Origin of the sequence: Sphingobium quisquiliarum P25 (assembly GCF_000445065.1) — a bacterium.
Lineage (GTDB): Bacteria > Pseudomonadota > Alphaproteobacteria > Sphingomonadales > Sphingomonadaceae > Sphingobium > Sphingobium quisquiliarum.
In genome coordinates, this window is sequence record NZ_ATHO01000157.1 from 15580 (window position 1) to 33979 (window position 18400).

Here is an 18400-nt window from a genome sequence, read left to right on the forward strand (position 1 = left end):
TCGTGTGGAAACCGCCCCGCTTGCCCCAGCGGAACTTATGGGCGACTACCGGCGTCCGATCAGGACGACGACAGGGGGATACATGACCGACGTTAAATTCGGACTTCACTATTTCATGTGGCTGCATGAGCGCTACTGGGATGAGAAGCCCGATGCGTCCATCCCACTCGGGGGAGTTTACAACAGCACTCAGGAAAGCGTGCTCAAGAGGCATGTGGAGCAAGTCTCGCAGCTAGGTATCGACTATCTGATTCTTCATGTTCCCGCGATGAGGCGAGATGGGAGTTTCCGCCACCCTCATGTAATAGACACGGCGGAAAGGATAATCCCCAAGCTTGTACAGAATGGCCTAGGGTACACTTTTCTCATCGATGTGGCCGCCACCGATGAGGACCGCTCAAAGCTAAGCCCCGATGCAGTAAAGCGCACATTGGCATATTTCCGTGAGCGCGGAATGTTTAATGGTGTAACGCTTGGGCCAAAAGGCAAGCAGATGCTTCTCACATTTTCACCCCCAGGCGGTGAATATCTGGAGCGGCTCAATGACATGCTTGACAACGAAGGCTTTGAATACGTCCATCAGGTCTACTACCCCCAAGAAAGCTGGGAGGAGCATGGCGCTAGCCTCGCGCATGCAGGATACGTCCACTTCTGGCAGCCGCAGCCAGAAGTTGCTGTAATCAAACGATTTTCGAGCATCATACCTGGCTATAACGACAGGCTGTATGGACGAGAAACTAAGGTGCCCATTGTCCCGCGCTCGGATGGAAAGCTGCTGCACAATCAGTTCACCTCCGCGATTGAAGGCGGCGCGCAGCACGTCATCATCTATGGTTGGAACGAGTATATCGAGGCCACGCAGATCGAGCCGACCAAGGACGACGGAGGCGCGGCCTACGAGCTGACCAAAGGGCTCATCGCGGCCCAGCGTGCAGGGAAGCTGCTGAGCGAGCAGGAGGCCATCGAGCTGTGGCACCGCGCGCGCCTCTCGGGAACCCAAGTGAACCTTTGGGAAGGCGACATGATGAAAACTCATGCCTTCGTCGGCGCTCTATATGAGGGGGTGTTAGGCCGCCAGGCTGACCCCGCTGGTCGGGCCGGATGGATCGCTAACCTTAAGAAGGGCATGGCGCCCGCTGATGTTGTGCGGGGCTTTCTGTCGGCCAGAGAGGCGAAGGGTAGTGTGGAACCGGCCGCCGCTCGCGCGTTCGAAACCGAAGAACTCAGCTACCACGATATGACGCTGGTCGTGAAGGCAGGCGATCCGGTGCAGGAGGAGATACGTCGGTTCGGAGAGCACGAGCCTTGGGTAACGAACGCCTTGCTCGCAAAACTCACGCCCGATTCCGTGATGGTCGATATCGGCGCAAACGTGGGATCACTGTCCCTTCTGGCCGGAAAGCACGCGCCGGAGGGCATCGTCTATGCGATCGAGGCATTCCCCGACAATTCGAAGTTCCTTCAGGAAAATGTCCGCCGAAACGGCGTGTCCAACGTTCGCATTATCCCGATCGGTGCATCCGACCAGCCTGGCTTCATGACCATGTTCTGCGGCGCGAACACGTCAAACGGCGCGGTGCGTGGCGGTGATGAGGACGTGCTGCGCGATCCTCGGTTTGTGAACGTACCGTCGATTACCCTGGATCAGCTTTTCTCGGATGCCGAGCGTTTGGACCTGATCAAGATCGATATCGAAGGCCATGAGCCCAAGGCTCTTCGCGGAGCTGAGAAGGTCATACGGAAGCATCGGCCCGTTATCATCTGCGAATTTTCGCCGGCCTATATCGAAGCCGCGCAATGCGGCGATCCCTCTGAATTCCTGCGCTTCATTTTCAGCCTGGGCTATTCGGCCAAGGTGCTTCACCGAACCGCCGAGCCTGAAAGTGTGGGCGGATCAGTCGAGGCCGTGATGGCGCATTATCAGCAAGCGATGGAGAGCCGGATCACCCACCTCGACCTGATGTTCGAACCCGCCTAGCGGATGAGGGCTGAGCAGAGGCGGTCCCACCGAGCGCTGTGTCGGATGACCTCGCTCACCGTTTCGGGTTTTGTCTTGCTAGAGTATCCGTGATGACGTGACCCCCGATTTTTCCTCCAGTTGGCGCTAGAGTCCGACCCAACGAAGGGACGGACAGAATGAAGCGGAAGCAGTTTTCGGAAGAGCAGATTATCGGCATTTTGAAGGAAGCCGAGGCGGGTGCGGTGGTGACGGATTTATGCCGCAAGCACGGCATGTCGAGCGCGACCTATTATGCGTGGAAGGCCAAGTATGGCGGTTTGGAGGTGTCGGACGCAAAGCGACTGCGGGCGCTGGAGGAGGAGAACGCCAAGCTCAAACGGTTGCTCGCGGGCGAAGCGCCGGGCGCGCTCTGGGTTGAGCTTAACGCAGGGCCAGTCGGCCAGAGCCGCCTCCAGCGCTCGATGGTAGGTTGCGGTTGCCTCATAGGCGATCCGCTCGACCGGCCATTGTCGCAGCCAGGCGATCAGCGCCTTGTGGCCCTTGGCGGTGTTGGCGAACTGGCGCTCGGCGCCGGCAGGGTGGACATGGCAGTCGAGGCTCGCTTTGGAGATGTCGATGCCGATCGTCTGTGGTAGATTGTCGCTCATCTTTTCCGCTATCCCATGCTTGTCATCCGGGTCCAAGACCCCGGTATCCGTTCGGGCCTGATGGAAGAGAAAGGGGCGATCCTACTCTAGCCCGGTCCCACAACGACCGGCGTTTTCACGATCCGTCCCCTTCGCCCGGGCCGGGGTGGCCACCCCGGCCCGGGCAATCCAGCATGACCCAAACGGACCGCAATGTCATAAGATAAGCGCTTTTCGATCAATCTGATCATAGCCGCATGAACTGAAATAGTTAACACATTCCATGGGCTGGAGGATGTCGACGAGCTTGCCGATGCCCGTCTCTCGTCGCGGCGTTTCCCAACGGATCGCCGTCGATGGGGCAACGCCAAACCGCGCTGCTGCCGCGCGCCAACTCAACCCTTCGTCAATCGCGGGCAGAAGCCGCGTGCGCAAATCCATCGAGAGCGGGTGACCCATCCACGCTAGCCTCCTTCACCAACAGGAAGTATGAATCAGAAATCCGGCCCAAAAGTAATTCCCTTTCGATTCAAAGCGGTTGAAAACCGCTCTAAATCGTCACTACAGCCTAATGGCAATATAGCATTGGCGTACTCGAGTGCTCAGGCCGATTGACGGCGCAAGCCCACGACGCCATGGTGCGCGCCAAAAATCCCTATAGGAGAACCATTGCCCTGCGTTGCGGCGCGCACCGCATGCAGACGAATGTATGACGTTGCGTGATCAGAGTTATTTGCAAAGAGGAAATATATGAAGACGGCGGTAGTGACCGGTATATCTGGACAGGACGGAGCTTATCTTGCCGAACTCCTGTTACAAAAAGGCTATAAGGTATATGGAACATACCGTCGCACAAGCTCGGTGAACTTCTGGCGGATCGAGGAGGTTGGCATTGCCAATCACCCCAATCTGACGCTGGTCGAATATGATCTGACCGACCTGTCGTCCAGCATCCGCCTGCTGCAAACGACGGGCGCCACCGAAGTCTATAACCTTGCCGCGCAAAGCTTCGTTGGCGTCTCCTTTGATCAGCCCGCAACCACCGCAGAGATCACCGGCATAGGTCCGCTCAACCTCCTGGAAGCGATCCGCATCGTCGATCCCAAGATCCGCTTCTACCAGGCCAGTACCTCTGAGATGTTCGGCAAGGTCCAGGCGGTTCCCCAGGTGGAGGACACGCCTTTTTATCCGCGCAGCCCCTATGGCGTTGCCAAGCTGTACGCGCATTGGATCACGGTCAATTATCGCGAAAGCTACGACATTTTCGGCTGCAGCGGCATTTTGTTCAACCATGAAAGCCCGCTGCGCGGCCGTGAGTTCGTGACCCGCAAGATCACCGACAGCGTTGCCAAGATAAAGCTGGGCAAGCTCGATTGCCTTGAACTGGGCAATCTCGATCCGAAACGCGACTGGGGTTTTGCCAAGGAATATGTCGAAGGCATGTGGCGGATGCTCCAGGCCGATGAACCCGACACCTATGTTCTGGCGACCAACCGCACCGAAACCGTGCGCGATTTCGTGAAGATGGCTTTCAAGGCGGCTGAGATCGATGTCGAATTTTCCGGCAAGGAAGAGAATGAAATCGCGATCGACACCGCCACCGGCAAGACGGTGATGCGGGTCAATCCGCGCTTTTATCGTCCGGCTGAGGTCGATCTCCTTATCGGCAACCCGGAAAAGGCGACCAAGAAGCTGGGCTGGAAGCCGGAAACCACACTGGAACAGCTTTGCAAGATGATGGTGGATGCCGACATCGTCCGAAACAGTGTAAATGCATCCTTCTGATCTCCTTGACGGGGGTAAGGCGATGACAGGGAAGGTGATGCCCGGTGGCCAGCGCCGCCGCCGGGACCTCGCATCATCCGCTATGGTGAGATGGCTATGAGCAAGATATTGGTTACCGGGGCGGACGGCTTTACAGGTCGCCATCTGACGGCATTGCTGGCGGAGCGGGGGCATGAAGTCATCGGCATCTCGCACAGCGCCATCACGGTTCCGGTGGAGGGGCTCGCGGCCGCTCATATATGCGACCTGACCGATGCCCAGGCGCTAAGGGACATTCTCGCCATGGTACGGCCCGACAGGGTTGTACATCTGGCCGCCATCGCGTTCGTGTCTCATGGGGTTGTCGAGGATATATATCGCACCAACATCGTGGGTACCCGCAACCTGCTGGAGGCGGTCAGCGCCGCCGGCGGCGTCGAAGCGGTGCTTCTGGCCAGCAGCGCCAATATCTACGGCAATCGCGTCAGCGGCGCGATCGATGAAAATGTCGCACCAGAGCCGATCAACGACTATGCCGTCAGCAAGCTCGCAATGGAATTTGTGGCTCGCCTTTATCAGGATCGCTTGCCGATCATCATCGCGCGGCCTTTCAACTATACTGGGGTCGGACAGGCCACCAATTTCGTGATCCCCAAGATCGTCGATCATGTCCGCCGCAAGGCCGCGACGATCGAGTTGGGCAATCTGGACGTGGCGCGGGACTTTTCCGACGTGCGCGATGTGGTGCTTGCCTATTCAGCTTTGCTGGACGAACCCGAAGCCATTGGCCAGATTTTCAATATCTGCTCGGGCGAAGCTCATTCCCTGCGGGATATGATCTCGATGATTAAGGACATCTCGGGCCATGATTTCGAAGTAAAGGTCAATCCTGCCTTTGTCCGCGAGAATGAAGTGAAGATGCTGTGGGGCGACCGGACCAAGATCGAGCGGATGACCGGCCAGCGGCCAGCTTATACCTTGCATGATACGCTGGCATGGATGCTGGACTGAAGATCAGGTTACGTGTCGCATTTCTTGCGACCGCCATGCCTGAAAACGTCCCTAGCTGTGCAGATTGACCATGTGCTGGGCATAGGCCTGATCGAAATCCGGATAGAATTGCATGTCGCCTTCATGCAGGACTGCGAATCTCGAACAATGCGCGCGCACATATTCCGTGTCGTGGGAGATGATCAGCATTGAGCGGTCGGCGCGCTTCTGGAAAAGTTCGATCGCGCATTTCTCATGAAATCTCGCATCGCCCACGGCACTGACTTCGTCGATCAGATAGCAGTCGAACTCGATAATCATGGAAATGGCAAAGGCCAGGCGGGCGCGCATCCCTTGGGAATAGGATTTGACAGGTTCGCGCAGATAGAGGCCGAGTTCGGTAAAGTCCTGAACGAAATCGATATTTTCGGCATAATCCTGGTTATAGATGCGGCTGATGAAGCGCACATTGTCGAGACCGGTCAGCGCGCCTTGAAATGCTCCTCCAAAGGCGAGCGGCCAGGATACCGACATAGTCCGGGTGATCGTACCTGTCGTAGGTTGCTCGGCGCCGCTGACAAGCCTGATCAATGTGGATTTGCCGGCGCCGTTGCGCCCAAGAATGCCGAGTTTTTCGCCGCGATCGATGGCAAAGGAAATGTCATTCAGAACGACGCGATCGCCCTGGCGCGTCGGATAAACCTTATGAACATGATCGGCGATAATCATTCGGGTGTAATCTCTCGATTGACGACGGCGACTTGTGCCAACGCCAAAAGGGTAAGGGCGATGCAGCATCCCACCAGGTAGGGCAGGTCGTAATATGCGTGGATCTTGTTGCCGAAATACCCTTCGCGTACGATCTCAACGCCATTTACCATGGGAATATAGAGTGCATATTTCTGCACCGAATTGGGCAGGGCCGAAACCATGAAGGCCGCCCCTGAAAGCGGAAAGGTGATATAGGAGGCCGGATGCCATAAGCGTTCGACCAACTCGCTTTTTTCCGCCAGAGCTCCCAGCAGCATGGCCAGGCTTCCGCCGAACCATGCAAGAAGAAGCCAGCCCCCCACTACCGTTAGAACATCTTCGGGCGGCTCCAGCCAACCGATATAGATGTAGAACAGGCTGAGGGTGACGAACGAAATCGTCGCCCCGCCAGCTTCCAGAATAAGCCGGGCCAGGAAAACATCGATCGCCTTGACATTGCGATGATACATGAGCGCCAGATTGGGCTCTATCGCGCCGATGCACCGCGACGGCATATTGCGCCACAATAGAACGCTTGAGTAGCCCGTCAGTGCGAACGCAACGATCGGCAGCGATGAGCCATGAACCGATTTCGACAGCGTCCAAAGGATCGTGACCCCGGTTGTGAACAGCATCGGCTCAACGAACAGCCACAGGAAACCGATATTGTGGCGCCCATAGCGAGTCAGAATTTCGCGCATGAGCAGCGCATAGATGACTCGCCCCTGGATCGCCGCGCTGCGGCGCAAGGTGGCCAGTTGCGAAAGGGTCGTCACGCCGTCGTCAGTCCCGGTGTTCCAGCATGCCCGCGACCAGCATGCTGATGATGCCCCATGCAGCAAGGCCCAGGATCAGTGTCGACAAAATCCCGCGTAAGCGCCGCGGTTCCAGGGGTTCGTCGGGCATATTGGGTTGGACGATGCGCTCGACATAGGCCTGCTTGCGGTTGGCTTCGTTCCGCGCGTCATTCAGCGCGGCCATGGCGCCGGCCAGCTGCTTCTCGGCGAACTGGTTGTCCAGAAGAACCCGCTGATACTGAGCCGCGCGCGAGGACAGCGATTTGCTGCTGCCGGCGACCAGGCCGAGCTGCTTGTTGATCTCGTCGTTCAGGCTTTGCGCCCGCGCGGCCAGAACCTCTATCTGGGGGTTCTGGGGCGAAACCGTGCGCGTTTCCGTCAATTGGGTGCGGGTCGCGATCAGCTCGTCCTGAAGCTTGGAAATCATCTGGATCTGGACGGTCGCCTGCTTTTCCGGGTCCACGATCCCGACGGCATTGCGATAGGAGGAAAGCGCCACTGCCGACTTTTGCGAAAAGGCCCTAGCCTCGTCGACCTCTCTCTGGGCAAAGCGGATCAGGTCCTGGCGTCCGCGTTCATTGAGCTTGTTGACGGTGGCCTCGGCCATTTCGAGCAGCTGCTCGTTGAACCGCCGGGCATCCTGCGGGGTGTAGGCCCGCATCGTCAGGGTGACGATGGAAGAAGAGGTTTCGTATTTTACGTCGACCTTCTTCTTGTAATATTTGTACAAATCCTCGAACGTGTCCGCTCCGCCCAAGCCAGGGAAGCGGTCGAAGACCGATATGGAAGGCGCCGAATAGGCCCGCAGAAAGGCATTTTTCCGGTTGAGCGCCGCCAGCGCGTCGCGCGACAGGACATAATCCTGGGCTGCATAAACCTCGTCGCCCGCATTGGCGAAGCCGGAGCTCTTGAACAGCGCGCCAAGCCCTGACGGCGTCGATTTTTCGGGGCTTCGCACGGTGAAGCGGGATTCGGAAATATAGACGTCCGACGCGATGAAGCCGTAATAGATGATTGCCAGCAGGGTCGGAATGATGACCGTGAACAGGAAAAGCGGGCCGACCTTCTTCAATTTGTCTGCGATCATATATGGCACGCTTTTCTGATCTTCCTGCGGATGCACAACGCCCGGTTCCGTTTCAGCATGAGCGGTATGCATAAAGCTAATCAATCCTGATACAAGCCAGCATCCGCTTGCGATACGGGCAGCGCCCGGCCCTAGCGGGCTCCTTCCTCATCGTCCAGCGGGCTGCACGAAAAGTCTCGATTTTGTTCTGCGCAAATGTGGTCTGCGTCCCACACACGACGCGATCATCCAGGTTTCGGAGAAAGTGGCGCCGCTTTGTCTAAAACTCTTCTCAGGAGCGAAGCGTTTATCTGCGTCCTTGATCCCTCTGCGTGGTTCAGCCATAGGTCGGCGCCCTTCGCCCATGATTGTGCCGCGTGTCTGTAATAGTTGGATCTGGCAGGACCTCGATGACCAAGAAAAAGATGTCAGTCCGTATGGCGGGGGCGGCATGCCTTACCATGGCGCTTTCGGGTTGTGCCATCATGTCGGCGTCCGGACCGTCCGCTCGGGGTATCAGAGCCGAGCGCGATCAGACGGTCGATGAAGCCCAGATCAAGCTCGTGGACGTCACCGACGCGATCACGCGCCACCTGCTTGCCAATGCCCACCACGCTTCCTTTGCCGAGGATCTGGGCGAAGGCAGGCCGATCGGCTCGGTCATAGGCCAGGGCGACGTGCTCGACATCGCGATCTGGGAAGCGCCGCCCGCGACGCTGTTTGGCAGTTCGGGCAGCGATCTTCGGCTTGGGTCGACCAGTTCAGGTTCCCTCGCGCGCGGTTCGTCCCTGCCCGAACAGATGGTCGACAGCGATGGGATGATCGCCATTCCGTTCATCGGTCGGGTCCAGGCGGCGGGGCGCACCCCGCAGGACATCGCCAGGACCATCACCTCACGCCTCGCCGGCATGGCGCATCAGCCTCAGGCGATCGTGCGCCTGTCGCGCAACGCAGCTGCCAATGTCACCGTGGTGGGCGAGGTCGCCAATAGTGCCCGCGTGCCGCTCACGTCGCGCGGCGAACGCGTCCTCGACATTCTGGCGACCGCGGGCGGCGTGCGGCAGCCGGTCGGCAAGATGACGGTCCAGATTACCCGGGGCATGAAGACCACCGCGCTGCCGCTGGACACGGTGATCCGCGATCCCCGGCAGAATGTCCGGCTTGAACCCGACGATGTCATGACCCTGCTGTATCAGCCCTACAGCTTCACAGCCCTGGGCGCGATCGGCAAGAATGACGAACTGCCCTTCGAAGCGACCGGCCTGACGCTGGCGCAGGCGCTGGGCCGCATTTCAGGACTCCAGGATTCGCGTGCCGATGTGAAGGGCGTGTTCATCTTCCGCTTTGAAGATCCTGCTGCGCTCGACCCTGCAACCCGCGAGGGCGCCCGGCTCACCCCGGAGGGCAAGGTGCCGGTCATCTACCGCATCAACATGAAGGATCCTTCCAGCTTCTTCATCGCGCAAAGCTTTCCGATCCGGAATAGGGACGTTCTTTACGTTTCCAACGCGCCCTTGGCGGACATCCAGAAATTCGTGAACGTGATCTACTCCACCTTCCTGCCCGCTGCGACGACCGCGACGGCGTTCAGGTAAGGACTTGGGCAGATAACTGCCTAGCCCGCACATTGGAGTAGGATAGTCGTGAAGCCTTTCTGGGACCTGATGCCCTGCCGGATCGAACAGGCGGCGACATCCGGTCCGATCCGCAAGCTGCGCGCCCGGTGGCAGCGGTCCCGGCTGTCCTCCTCGCCGCCGCAGCTCATGGGACAGCGAAGGCGGCTGTTCGTCGATTTGGCCGTCATCAGCCGGCATGATGCGGGAACGGGCATCCAGCGGGTGGTGCGCGCGCTTGCGCTTGCGCTGATCGACGAAAACCCGGCGGACTGGGACGTCCGCTTTGTCGCGGCCGATCGCCGTCGCCCCTATCATGTCATTGCCTGGCCCGATGCCAGCAAGCTGGTCGGGCCGGAGGACATGACGGCAAGGCCCGGCGACCTGTTCCTCGGGCTTGATTTCTCCCTCGACACCGTCCGCCGTTATCGCCGCCAACTGACCCGGTTCCAGCGCGACGGCGGGCGTCTCTGGTTCCTTGTGTGCGACCTGCTGCCGGTCGAACGGCCCAAATGGTTCTCGCCCAACAATGTCCTGCGCTACAAGGCATGGCTTGATGCCATTGCCAGCCTTGCCGAAGGGTTTCTGTGTATATCCGGCCAGACGGAGGAAGACCTGCGGCGGGTGATGGCCGCGCGGTACGGCCTCAGCGGAGGTTATCGTACCAGTGTGGTGCCAATGGGACATGACATCCGCGAATCTCTGCTGGATCCAGTGGCGGTGGCCGACAGTCCCGTGCGGTTCGACACCAGTTTGCCCTTCTCACTGATGGTGGGGACGCTGGAACCGCGCAAGGGGCATGCCGACATTCTGGCCGCCTTCAGCGAGCTCTGGCGTCAGGGAGCTGACGACCGCCTGGTGCTGGTGGGCCGAATGGGGTGGGGGGTGGAAGGACTGCGCGACGCCATCCGCACCCATCCCGAACATGGCGGCAAATTGCTGTGGTTCGATGATGTCGACGATCTGGAACTGGAGTGCATCTACCAGGCCTGCCAAGGCGTCATCATCGCCTCCCATGCCGAAGGCTTCGGACTGCCCCTGATCGAGGCGCTGGGGCATGACAAGCCGGTCCTGGCGCGCGACCTGCCGATCTTCCGCATTCATGAGAGGCTTGGCGTTCGCTATTTCCCGGCAGATGCATCCCCGGCGCAAATAGGCGCCTGCGTCCGGCAATGGGTTGACCATGCACAAGAGAAGAAAATTCAAATACTCCGGCCAAGTGCGAGCTGGGAATTATCTGCTCAGGTGCTGCTATCAGCGTTCGCCTGAGCGTCTCCTGCCTGATCTGTTCAATGAACAGGGGATGTTGAAGAAGGCGCAGCCCGCACCGTTGATCGACGTCCGCCCTATATCGCGCGCCATGTCGATGCGTTCGGTTACCAGGGCGCTCTCAGACCTAAAGCTGGCGTCTATGAACATTAAGCGGAGCCTTGTAATCGACTTAGAGATTGCGCCCCTCGGCCCGCATCCCATCTGAGGCAGGGCAAAAGCATCGAAACGCTTCAGAGCGCGCGCATGTACCTTCAGACGCCCGCTGTTTTCTTGGGCCCTTTCCTGATCGAGCCCGATATAGTGTTCCATGGCCCGAGCGTTGGCATGGAACTGAGGGGAGGGCGATTAGTCTAGGTCACATACCCATAAACGGGATTTCCAACGTGCGTGATTTCTGATTCAGTTTCTCGATGAAGGGAGACTGACAATGGCGCGTTTTGATCTGACGGATTTCGAGTGGTCGGTGATCGAGCCGCTGCTTCCGACCAAGGTTCGCGGAGTGGCGCGGGCCGATGATTGGCGGGTACTGAACGGGATATTCTGGCGGTTACGCACGGGTGCGCCCTGGGCGGATATCCCGGCACGCTATGGTCCGCACACGACTTGCGTGAACCGCTTCAACCGCTGGCGCAAGGCAGGTCATTGGGCGCGCATATTGCAAGCGGTGTCAGCAGCTTACGAAGGGGATATCCAGATGATCGACTCCTCGTCGATCCGTGTCCACCAGCACGCTGCCAACGCCCAAAAAAAGATGGCCGATCCCGTTGCATGGGTCGCTCGCGCGGCGGCCTGACCACCAAAATCCATGCACTGGTCGATGCGCTTGGCCTCCCCATCGGGCTAAAGCTGACCGAAGGACAGGCCCATGACGGACGATCGGCCGACGATATGCTAGATGGTCTTGGCGAAGGCTGCGTCCTGCTGGCCGACCGTGCCTACGATAGCGACGCCATGCGCAATGCCTTGGCGGCGCGCGGTGCATGGGCCTGCGTCAAGCCAATGCCAAACCGAAAACGCATCCCGGCCTTCAGCCCGTTCCTCTATCGCTACCGCAATCTCGTCGAACGCTTCTTCAACAAACTCAAGCATTTCCGAGCCATCGCCACCCGATACGACAAGCGAGACGACAATTTCCTCGCCTCCGTCCAACTCGCCTCAATCAGGATTTGGTTGCGGCATAATGAGTCGGTGGCATAATGCTTTTCAGCAGTGGCAAAGCATCAAAGCGCCTCATAGCCAGGGGGAAGGATCACCTTGCCAGCGCATTCGAGAAGAGAGCGGACTTGTTGTGCCAACAATTGCGCAACCCCCGCGCTCGTTCCGTTCGGTAGCGTGATTACGGCTTTATATCCGTCATGAGAGACTTCGATGATCATACCCCCCCTCCTGGTGAACGCGGTTCGCTTGACGGGCGCGGCTGTGGTCGTAGTGGCAGGCTTTGCCACTGTTGGACGTCTTACTCCCTCACGGGCGTAGCGCAGAGCGTCTATTAAGGGGTATCTTTATCCGCCAGCTTCGTCGGCACAGCGCCAGTCAGATCATCCACCTCGTAGCTGTAGGGCTCAGTTCATAGACCAGGTGAATGCAGCGCGGATGCACGATGATGTCAAACGACTGGGGGAATGATACACCTCCCTCGACCGACCGCATGCCCTTGATGGCTCGCTGTATCTTGGGGAAGCTATGCCGACGCAGATAGCTGATCGTCTCGGGCCGTTGTCGCCTGACGAATTAGGGCCTGTGGGGATTCAGGGTTCCCATTTTGCTGGGGATGTGATTCACACTCTGGATGGAGCGCTTCGTACTGACCGACGCCCAATGGGCGAAGATGGAACCGCACTGCTTGGGCAAGCCCACGGACCCCCGGACGCAGCGGAGGCAACAATCGGCTGTTCACGGAGGCGGTGCTGTGGATTGCTCGCACGGGCAGTCCATGGCGTGATCTGCCTGCCATGTTCGGTAACTGGAGCACGGCTTTCCGGCGGTTCAGCGACTGGCGCAAAGCCGACGTTTTCAAGCGGATTTTCGATGCTTTGTCGGATGAACCTGACATGGAATACGCCATGATCGACGCCACCATCGTCAAGGTTCACCGGCACGGTCAGGGCGCAAAAGGGGGACTCAGAGCCAGGCCATTGGTCGCTACAAAGGCGGTATGACGACCAAGATTCTGGCCCTGACCGATGCGCTGGGGAACCTTGTCCGCTTCCGCCTGATGCCTGGGCACCGCTTCGATATGGTTGGCGTTGCCCCGCTCATTGACTCATTGATGGCATCGAGTTCGGCGCTCTGCTCGCTGGCAAGGCTTTCGACAGCAACGTAAGCGGGGTCTGAGGGCCGCCTTGCGCAGCGCCCATTAGCCGGGATGATTGCCGCTCTTTAAGCGGGGTGGCCGGTGTCGGACGAGATTGAAGATTCAGCGAGCAGCGCAGCGACTACTGATACGAGCGGTCGTATGAGTAGTCGGATAGAGATCGTTAGCCGGGTGTCAGGCCGGCGGCGGTGGACGGTAGAGCAGAAGCTGGCCGTGCTGCGGGATGCATTTGGCCCGGAGGGCTGCGTGCGCGCGGCCTGTGAACGCCATGACATCGGCAGCGGCTCGATCTACACATGGCGGCGACAGGCGATGTCCGGTGAGCGCAAGTCGATCAAGCCTGCCTTTGCGGAGGTGCAGATCAGCGATCAACTGTAAGCGTTGGCTGAAGGCCGCAGATCAGGCGGCTTCGGCGATCGGTTGCTGATCTCAACGAACGCGGCGCGAAGATCGTCATCTCGCAGCACCCTCGTCGCGCCAAGCCCATCCCGCTCGACGTCGAGATGTACAAATGGCGGCATCTGATCGAAAACTTCTTCTGCAAACTCAAAGAGTTCAAGCGCATCGCCATGCGCGCCTGCAAAACCGATCAGAGCTTCGAGGCCATGATCTACCTCGCCGCCGCCGTCATCAACTCACAATGAATCCCCACAGGCCTTAGACTAGGAAGCAAGGATCAAGTGTCCGCTTTTTGCTGCCTGATCAAGCGCAGGCTTTCTTCATTTAGCTGCGCCGCACGTTCGGCACTGTCACTTTCCGTATAGCAACGCAGTTCGGGCGCATTGCCGCTGGGTCTGAGGTGGATAATGTCCCCGCCTGTAAAGCGGATGCGCAGGCCGTCGGTACGGTCGACAGCGCCGGCCTCTCCCACAAGCGCACCGAACATCTGGGTCAGTCGCGCCAGGATTTCCGCCTCGCTGCCATGCTCCAAGTGGGTGATCAATGCCTGGCTTTGGGCGCTCGGGTAATTTTGCAGCCGTTCGCTGAAAGTATATCGTCCTGGCAACTGGGCCAGCAGCGCGGAAAGCGTGACGCCCTGCCGCCGCGCATCCACAAGCGTGGCGAGTATCGGCAGCACCGCGTCGCGGGTAGGCAGCGCGGCAAGGCCACACCCTTCGACAGGGATCGGGGTTGCCAGCAGGAAGCCGCCATTGGCCTCATAACCGCACACCGTACCCTGTCCCTCTTCTACCAACGCATTCATCGCCTCGATCACGAAAGGCGATCCGATCCGGGTGCGGCGCACGGCGCCGAACAGGCCGGACAGTTCGACCGCGCTGTTGCAGCTGACCGGCGTCGCCACCGCCTTGATACCCAACGCTCGGGCACACAAGATGCCGACCACATCGCCGCGTATCCACTCGCCCTTTTCATCGGCCAGCAGCGGGCGATCCGAATCCCCGTCGGTGGACAGGATCGCGTCCAATCCCAGCTCTGCGGCCCATTGCTGCGCCAGCGCCTGGTCTTCCGGGCGAACAGCTTCGGTATCAACGGGAATGAATGTCTCAGACCGGCCCAGCGACACAGCTTCCCCGCCCAGCGCCTTCACCAGAGTCAGTAATATGTCGCGGCCCACTGCGGAATGCTCATAAACGCCCAGCTTCAAGCCAGAGAGCGCCTGATTTCCAAATGCATCGACATAGCGCGCGATATAAGGGGTGGCGACGTCGATCAGCGGCGCGATCGGCTGCGACTCCCTCAACATTCCCTCGTCATCGAAGAGATCAGGCAGGGCGACACTCTGCGCGCGGATCGCCAGTTCGTCGGGCTTCAGTACCTCGCCATCGGTGCGGTTGAACTTGATGCCGTTGCGGTCGTCTGGAATGTGGCTGCCGGTCACCATCAGCGATGGGATGCCCTGTGCGAAGCCATAGGCCGCCACTGCCGGCGATGGCACGAAACCGCAATTGTCGACTTCTCCCCCCATATGGCGGATCGCCGCTGCACAGGCTGCCATGATGCGTGGGCTGGACGGCCGCAGGTCGCCTGCGATCGCGACATGCCGTCCGGGTTCAAACTGGCCGATGTCGGCAAGATGCTGGAGGAAGGCGCAGCTATAGGCGAAGCAGACCCGATCGGTCATCGCGCTGACCAACCCGCGCGCGCCGCTGGTGCCGAAGGCGACCCCGGACTGGCTCATCAGATCGGCGATAGAAACGGATTGGGTCATAAGTTTTTCTCGTGCCTGCGCCTTGGCGTGGCCGTTCCAAAGGGAATCAGTTTACGTCCGAAGCGGCCTTGGCCTTTAAAGCCTCGGTCACCTTTCGCACCTTCTGGGATTCTCCGCGCTTCAGGATCATGACCTCGCCCTGCGACACCACCACGATCAGGTCGTCGACATCGACCAGCGTGACGCGCGGGCCGTCGCTATGGACCAGGCAGTTGCGCGCGCCCAGCAGCAGTGCATCGCCGCGCACGGCATTGTCATTGTCGCAGCGGGCGCTCACCGCATGGAGGGAGTCCCAGCTGCCGACGTCCGACCAGCCCATGCTGACGGGCACGCAGGCAACCTTGGTTTCGCGTTCCATGACGGCATAGTCGATTGAGTCTGATGGGCAGGCTTGGAAGGCCTGGGCGTCGGGAAAGACATGCGTCCCGTCGCGCCTGGCTTCCGCCATCGATGTGCGGACCGCCGCTAGCATGTCGGGCTGATGTCGTTCCAGCGCGGCCAGATAGGTATCGGCCCGGAACAGGAAAATGCCTGCGTTCCAGGCATGGTCACCGCCCGCCAGCATCCTTTGCGCATTGGCAAGGTCGGGCTTTTCCACGAAGCGCACGACTTCATGGACCGCCTCGCCGCATGTCTGTCCCATCTGGATATACCCATATCCGGTTTCCGGCCCATCGGGGGTGATGCCGAAGGTAGCGAGCCACCCCTGCATGGCCAGCGGTAGCGCCCGGGCGATGGCTTTGTGGAAGGCGGGCAGGTCGGCGATGACATGATCGCTCGGCATGACCAACAGGGTATCCTCCGGCTGCGCCTCCAGCGCAGCGAGGGCGATCGCGGGCGCGGTGTTACGACCAATCGGCTCCAATATGACCTGATAGTCATCGACGCCGCTCTGGCGCAGCTGTTCGTCAATAATGTCGGCATGCGCCGCGTTGGAAACCAGGATCGTGCGCCCAACCGAAGCGGCACCAAAGCCACTCATCCGATCTGCCGTCAGCTGCAGCATGGTGTCGTCCGCAGTCAGCGGCAGCAATTGCTTGGGGCGTTTGGGCGTGGAAACAGGCCAAAGCCGTGTGCCGGAGCCGCCGGAGAGAATAACCGGGACGATCTTTGGAATACTGGTGATCATAACTCGCTCGGGCTGAAGATAGCGCTGAGAGACTGGCCGACACAGAAGTGAACCGGTCCCACGGCTGCGCCATGCGCGGAATGGATTGGCTTGCCAAGTGCTTTTGAGACGAGAGAAGTTGGACTTTTTCCTTCTTTGTGAATAGTTATGCATACAATTAGGCCTGAAAAAACAGCCAAGGCTTAGGTTCTTAGCGGAAAACAAATTAAAAGGGGCAATATGCCGACACACCGCCTTGTCGCCCATGCTATTGAAAAGCCGTGGGGTCGGACTGATATCCCGCCTCATATTGCATTGAGCGATGGCGGCCGTATCGGTGAAGTCTGGTTTTCTCCTGACCATGAAGCTGCCTTGCCGCTTCTCGTGAAATATATCTTCACCAGCGAAAATCTATCCGTCCAGGTCCATCCCAATGATGAACAAGCTCAGCAATTCGGACTAGCCGGCGGCAAGTCCGAATGCTGGTACGTGCTGGATGCTGCTCCCGAGGCAAGGCTAGGCATCGGCACCATCCAGGATCTGACCGCTGAGGAACTGCGCACTGCGGCGCTCGACGGCAGCATCGAGGCGTTGATGGAATGGAAGCCCGTCCGGCCCGGCAGCTTCTACTATATCCCTGCAGGAACGGTGCATGCGATCGGCGGGGGTGTGACGCTGGTGGAAATCCAGCAGAATAATGACGTAACCTATCGGCTCTATGACTATGGGCGTCCGCGTGAATTGCATCTTGACCAAGGCGTGTCGGTCAGCGTGGCGGAGCCTTACGCAATGCCGGATCGTGTCATCCCCCTGACCGCCGAAGAACAGCTGGTCGCCTCCGGGGCGCCCTTTACCCTGGACCTCGTTCAAGGGCTGCCCCAAACGCGCCAGGAAGTCGAAGGCGACATGCTGTGGTTCATCCCGCTGGCTGGCTTGGGGACGATAGATGGCCAAGCTTGGCGTCCAGGGGAATGCTGGCTGATAGAGGGAAAAGCTGGGTTCGAAATCGCGAAACAGATGAGCGCCTTGATCGCCCGGCCCGCATTGGCCCAATCCGGCATCGATCAGCAAATCCCTGATGTCCTTCAGCCCGAGCTGCAAAGAGCGGTTGCTGGCTAGCCCCCGTTGACAAAAGACTTCAGCCATAGCCGGGCGGCGGCGAGGTTGAGGAAGCTCTCGAACGACAGGGCGGTCTTGTCGTAGCGGGTGGCGATGCGGCGCTGCTGCTTCAGTTTGCCGAACATGCGCTCGATGCGGTTGCGATCCCTGTAGCGCCGATAGTCTGGATGGACTGGAGCTTTCCGGTTCGACCGGGGCGGGATGATCGGCAGAATGCCGCGCATGAGCAGGTCTTCGCGAAGCCGGTCACCATCGTAGCCTTTGTCGGCGAGTAGCGCCTTGGGCTTGGGGAGTGGCAGGGCCATCAGGTCATCGACGGCCCCGTAATCCGAGGCTTCGCCGCCGGTCAGGATGAACCCGATAGGCAGTCCTTGATTGTCACAGCGGGCGTGGACCTTGCTCGTAAAGCCGCCGCGTGATCGACCAAAAGCCTGCGCACAAGCCCCCCTTTTCCGCCCACTGCCGAGACGTGGCCGCGAACCGTGGTGCTGTCGATCATGTGCTGCCAGTCGTCGGTTAAGCCCAGATCGACCAGCGTTTGCAGCAGGGCATCCCAGACGCCTTGCTCGGCCCAACGCCGGAACCGGACATAGACCGAATTCCACTTGCCGTAACGCTCATGCATGTCCCGCCAGGGACAACCTACCCGTAGCACGTGAAGCATGCCGTTGAGAAAACGCCGGTTATCGCCAGCAGGCCGCGCCCAGCGCCCCCGCTCAGATGGTAGCAGCGGGCCGATCAGCTCCCATTCCGCATCCGACAGATCCCCACGGCCCATGACTGCTCCCCAAAGGGCAGCCTTGAATCAGAATCTGAGCCGCTTGGGAATCCCTTTTGTCAACACGGCCTAG

At 59.5% G+C, this 18400-nt stretch carries 15 protein-coding genes and 4 pseudogenes; 11 read left to right on the forward strand and 8 right to left on the reverse strand.

Annotation, left to right across the window (positions count from 1 at the left end; all coding sequences use genetic code 11):
• The first annotated feature begins 82 nt into the window (after positions 1 to 82).
• Both L288_RS39220 and L288_RS0122180 read left to right on the forward strand, forming a co-directional pair.
• Positions 83 to 1978, forward strand: coding sequence for an FkbM family methyltransferase (locus tag L288_RS39220; RefSeq protein WP_161625677.1), 1896 nt, complete (start codon positions 83 to 85; stop codon positions 1976 to 1978).
• A gap of 158 nt (positions 1979 to 2136) precedes the next feature.
• Positions 2137 to 2349 (forward strand): annotated as a pseudogene (locus L288_RS0122180) (transposase); the annotation flags it as partial.
• Between the two features lie 552 nt (positions 2350 to 2901).
• Here the strand turns inward: L288_RS0122180 and L288_RS0122185 are convergent.
• A pseudogene (locus tag L288_RS0122185) lies at positions 2902 to 3045 on the reverse strand (helix-turn-helix domain-containing protein); the annotation flags it as partial.
• Between the two features lie 291 nt (positions 3046 to 3336).
• Between L288_RS0122185 and gmd the strand changes: the two are divergent.
• A complete protein-coding gene (gene gmd / locus L288_RS39225) occupies positions 3337 to 4371 on the forward strand; it encodes a GDP-mannose 4,6-dehydratase (RefSeq protein WP_021239645.1) in 1035 nt (344 codons plus the stop codon).
• 96 nt (positions 4372 to 4467) lie between these two features.
• Positions 4468 to 5361 (forward strand): GDP-mannose 4,6-dehydratase, encoded by an 894-nt coding sequence (locus tag L288_RS39230; RefSeq protein ID WP_021239646.1) that lies wholly within the window; start codon positions 4468 to 4470, stop codon positions 5359 to 5361.
• A gap of 51 nt (positions 5362 to 5412) precedes the next feature.
• On the opposite strand, the gene L288_RS39235 is transcribed toward L288_RS39230, so the two are convergent.
• From L288_RS39235 to L288_RS39245, 3 genes are read right to left on the reverse strand one after another with little or no spacing between them, the layout of a single operon-like run.
• Complete coding sequence (locus L288_RS39235; protein ID WP_021239647.1) at positions 5413 to 6069, reverse strand: ABC transporter ATP-binding protein; 657 nt, start codon at positions 6067 to 6069, stop codon at positions 5413 to 5415.
• Entirely contained in the window at positions 6066 to 6866 is an 801-nt protein-coding gene (locus L288_RS39240) for an ABC transporter permease (protein WP_021239648.1), read from the reverse strand. Before L288_RS39240 ends, L288_RS39235 begins: the two co-directional genes overlap by 4 nt.
• A gap of 7 nt (positions 6867 to 6873) precedes the next feature.
• Positions 6874 to 7974, reverse strand: a complete 1101-nt coding sequence (locus tag L288_RS39245; protein ID WP_031304840.1) for a WcbD — start codon at positions 7972 to 7974, stop codon at positions 6874 to 6876.
• Positions 7975 to 8363: 389 nt separating this feature from the next.
• Here L288_RS39245 and L288_RS39250 point away from each other — a divergent pair, with 389 nt between their 5' ends.
• From L288_RS39250 to L288_RS42705, 3 genes are all read left to right on the forward strand, one after another.
• Positions 8364 to 9548 carry a polysaccharide biosynthesis/export family protein gene (locus L288_RS39250; RefSeq protein WP_031304841.1) on the forward strand — a complete coding sequence of 395 codons (1185 nt, stop codon included), beginning with the start codon at positions 8364 to 8366 and terminating at the stop codon, positions 9546 to 9548.
• A 48-nt stretch (positions 9549 to 9596) separates the two neighbouring features.
• A complete protein-coding gene (locus L288_RS39255) occupies positions 9597 to 10835 on the forward strand; it encodes a glycosyltransferase family 4 protein (RefSeq protein WP_021239651.1) in 1239 nt (412 codons plus the stop codon).
• A gap of 424 nt (positions 10836 to 11259) precedes the next feature.
• Positions 11260 to 12035 (forward strand): IS5 family transposase gene (locus tag L288_RS42705; protein ID WP_236613067.1). Its coding sequence is split into 2 segments (ribosomal slippage): positions 11260 to 11580 and positions 11583 to 12035, totalling 774 coding nucleotides; the frame shifts between segments, so codons are not numbered across the junction.
• Positions 12036 to 12058: 23 nt separating this feature from the next.
• Here the strand turns inward: L288_RS42705 and L288_RS43525 are convergent.
• Complete coding sequence (locus L288_RS43525) at positions 12059 to 12214, reverse strand: hypothetical protein (protein WP_161625678.1); 156 nt, start codon at positions 12212 to 12214, stop codon at positions 12059 to 12061.
• A 413-nt stretch (positions 12215 to 12627) separates the two neighbouring features.
• Between L288_RS43525 and L288_RS43990 the strand changes: the two are divergent.
• From L288_RS43990 to L288_RS43245, 3 genes and pseudogenes are all read left to right on the forward strand, one after another.
• Positions 12628 to 13157, forward strand: a pseudogene (locus L288_RS43990) (IS5 family transposase); the annotation flags it as partial.
• Positions 13158 to 13293: 136 nt separating this feature from the next.
• The gene (locus tag L288_RS43240; RefSeq protein ID WP_031304842.1) at positions 13294 to 13530 is read left to right on the forward strand and encodes a transposase; all 237 of its coding nucleotides are present in this window, start codon (positions 13294 to 13296) and stop codon (positions 13528 to 13530) included.
• A gap of 20 nt (positions 13531 to 13550) precedes the next feature.
• Positions 13551 to 13796, forward strand: coding sequence for a transposase (locus L288_RS43245; protein WP_201766658.1), 246 nt, complete (start codon positions 13551 to 13553; stop codon positions 13794 to 13796).
• 32 nt (positions 13797 to 13828) lie between these two features.
• Here the strand turns inward: L288_RS43245 and L288_RS39275 are convergent, their stop codons facing one another.
• Both L288_RS39275 and L288_RS39280 read right to left on the reverse strand, forming a co-directional pair.
• Positions 13829 to 15322: a phosphomannomutase gene (locus tag L288_RS39275; RefSeq protein ID WP_021239656.1), complete on the reverse strand. Its 1494-nt coding sequence runs from the start codon at positions 15320 to 15322 to the stop codon at positions 13829 to 13831.
• Between the two features lie 46 nt (positions 15323 to 15368).
• Positions 15369 to 16451: a mannose-1-phosphate guanylyltransferase/mannose-6-phosphate isomerase gene (locus L288_RS39280; RefSeq protein WP_084466076.1), complete on the reverse strand. Its 1083-nt coding sequence runs from the start codon at positions 16449 to 16451 to the stop codon at positions 15369 to 15371.
• A 219-nt stretch (positions 16452 to 16670) separates the two neighbouring features.
• On the opposite strand from L288_RS39280, the gene L288_RS39285 reads away from it, so the two are divergent.
• Entirely contained in the window at positions 16671 to 17549 is an 879-nt protein-coding gene (locus L288_RS39285) for a class I mannose-6-phosphate isomerase (protein ID WP_041208687.1), read from the forward strand.
• On the opposite strand, the pseudogene L288_RS42715 reads toward L288_RS39285, so the two are convergent.
• A pseudogene (locus L288_RS42715) lies at positions 17546 to 18327 on the reverse strand (IS5 family transposase). The gene L288_RS39285 and the pseudogene L288_RS42715 overlap by 4 nt on opposite strands.
• Positions 18328 to 18400: the final 73 nt, after the last annotated feature.

Bases quoted from the DNA above. Each gene is read 5' to 3' on its own strand.
- L288_RS39220 (WP_161625677.1), top strand. From the start codon at position 83: ATGACCGACGTTAAATTCGGACTTCACTATTTCATGTGGCTGCATGAG.
- gmd (WP_021239645.1), top strand. From the start codon at position 3,337: ATGAAGACGGCGGTAGTGACCGGTATATCTGGACAGGACGGAGCTTAT.
- L288_RS39230 (WP_021239646.1), top strand. From the start codon at position 4,468: ATGAGCAAGATATTGGTTACCGGGGCGGACGGCTTTACAGGTCGCCAT.
- L288_RS39235 (WP_021239647.1), bottom strand. From the start codon at position 6,069: ATGATTATCGCCGATCATGTTCATAAGGTTTATCCGACGCGCCAGGGC.
- L288_RS39245 (WP_031304840.1), bottom strand. From the start codon at position 7,974: ATGATCGCAGACAAATTGAAGAAGGTCGGCCCGCTTTTCCTGTTCACG.
- L288_RS39250 (WP_031304841.1), top strand. From the start codon at position 8,364: ATGACCAAGAAAAAGATGTCAGTCCGTATGGCGGGGGCGGCATGCCTT.
- L288_RS43525 (WP_161625678.1), bottom strand. From the start codon at position 12,214: ATGATCATCGAAGTCTCTCATGACGGATATAAAGCCGTAATCACGCTA.
- L288_RS43240 (WP_031304842.1), top strand. From the start codon at position 13,294: ATGAGTAGTCGGATAGAGATCGTTAGCCGGGTGTCAGGCCGGCGGCGG.
- L288_RS39275 (WP_021239656.1), bottom strand. From the start codon at position 15,322: ATGACCCAATCCGTTTCTATCGCCGATCTGATGAGCCAGTCCGGGGTC.
- L288_RS39280 (WP_084466076.1), bottom strand. From the start codon at position 16,451: ATGATCACCAGTATTCCAAAGATCGTCCCGGTTATTCTCTCCGGCGGC.
- L288_RS39285 (WP_041208687.1), top strand. From the start codon at position 16,671: ATGCCGACACACCGCCTTGTCGCCCATGCTATTGAAAAGCCGTGGGGT.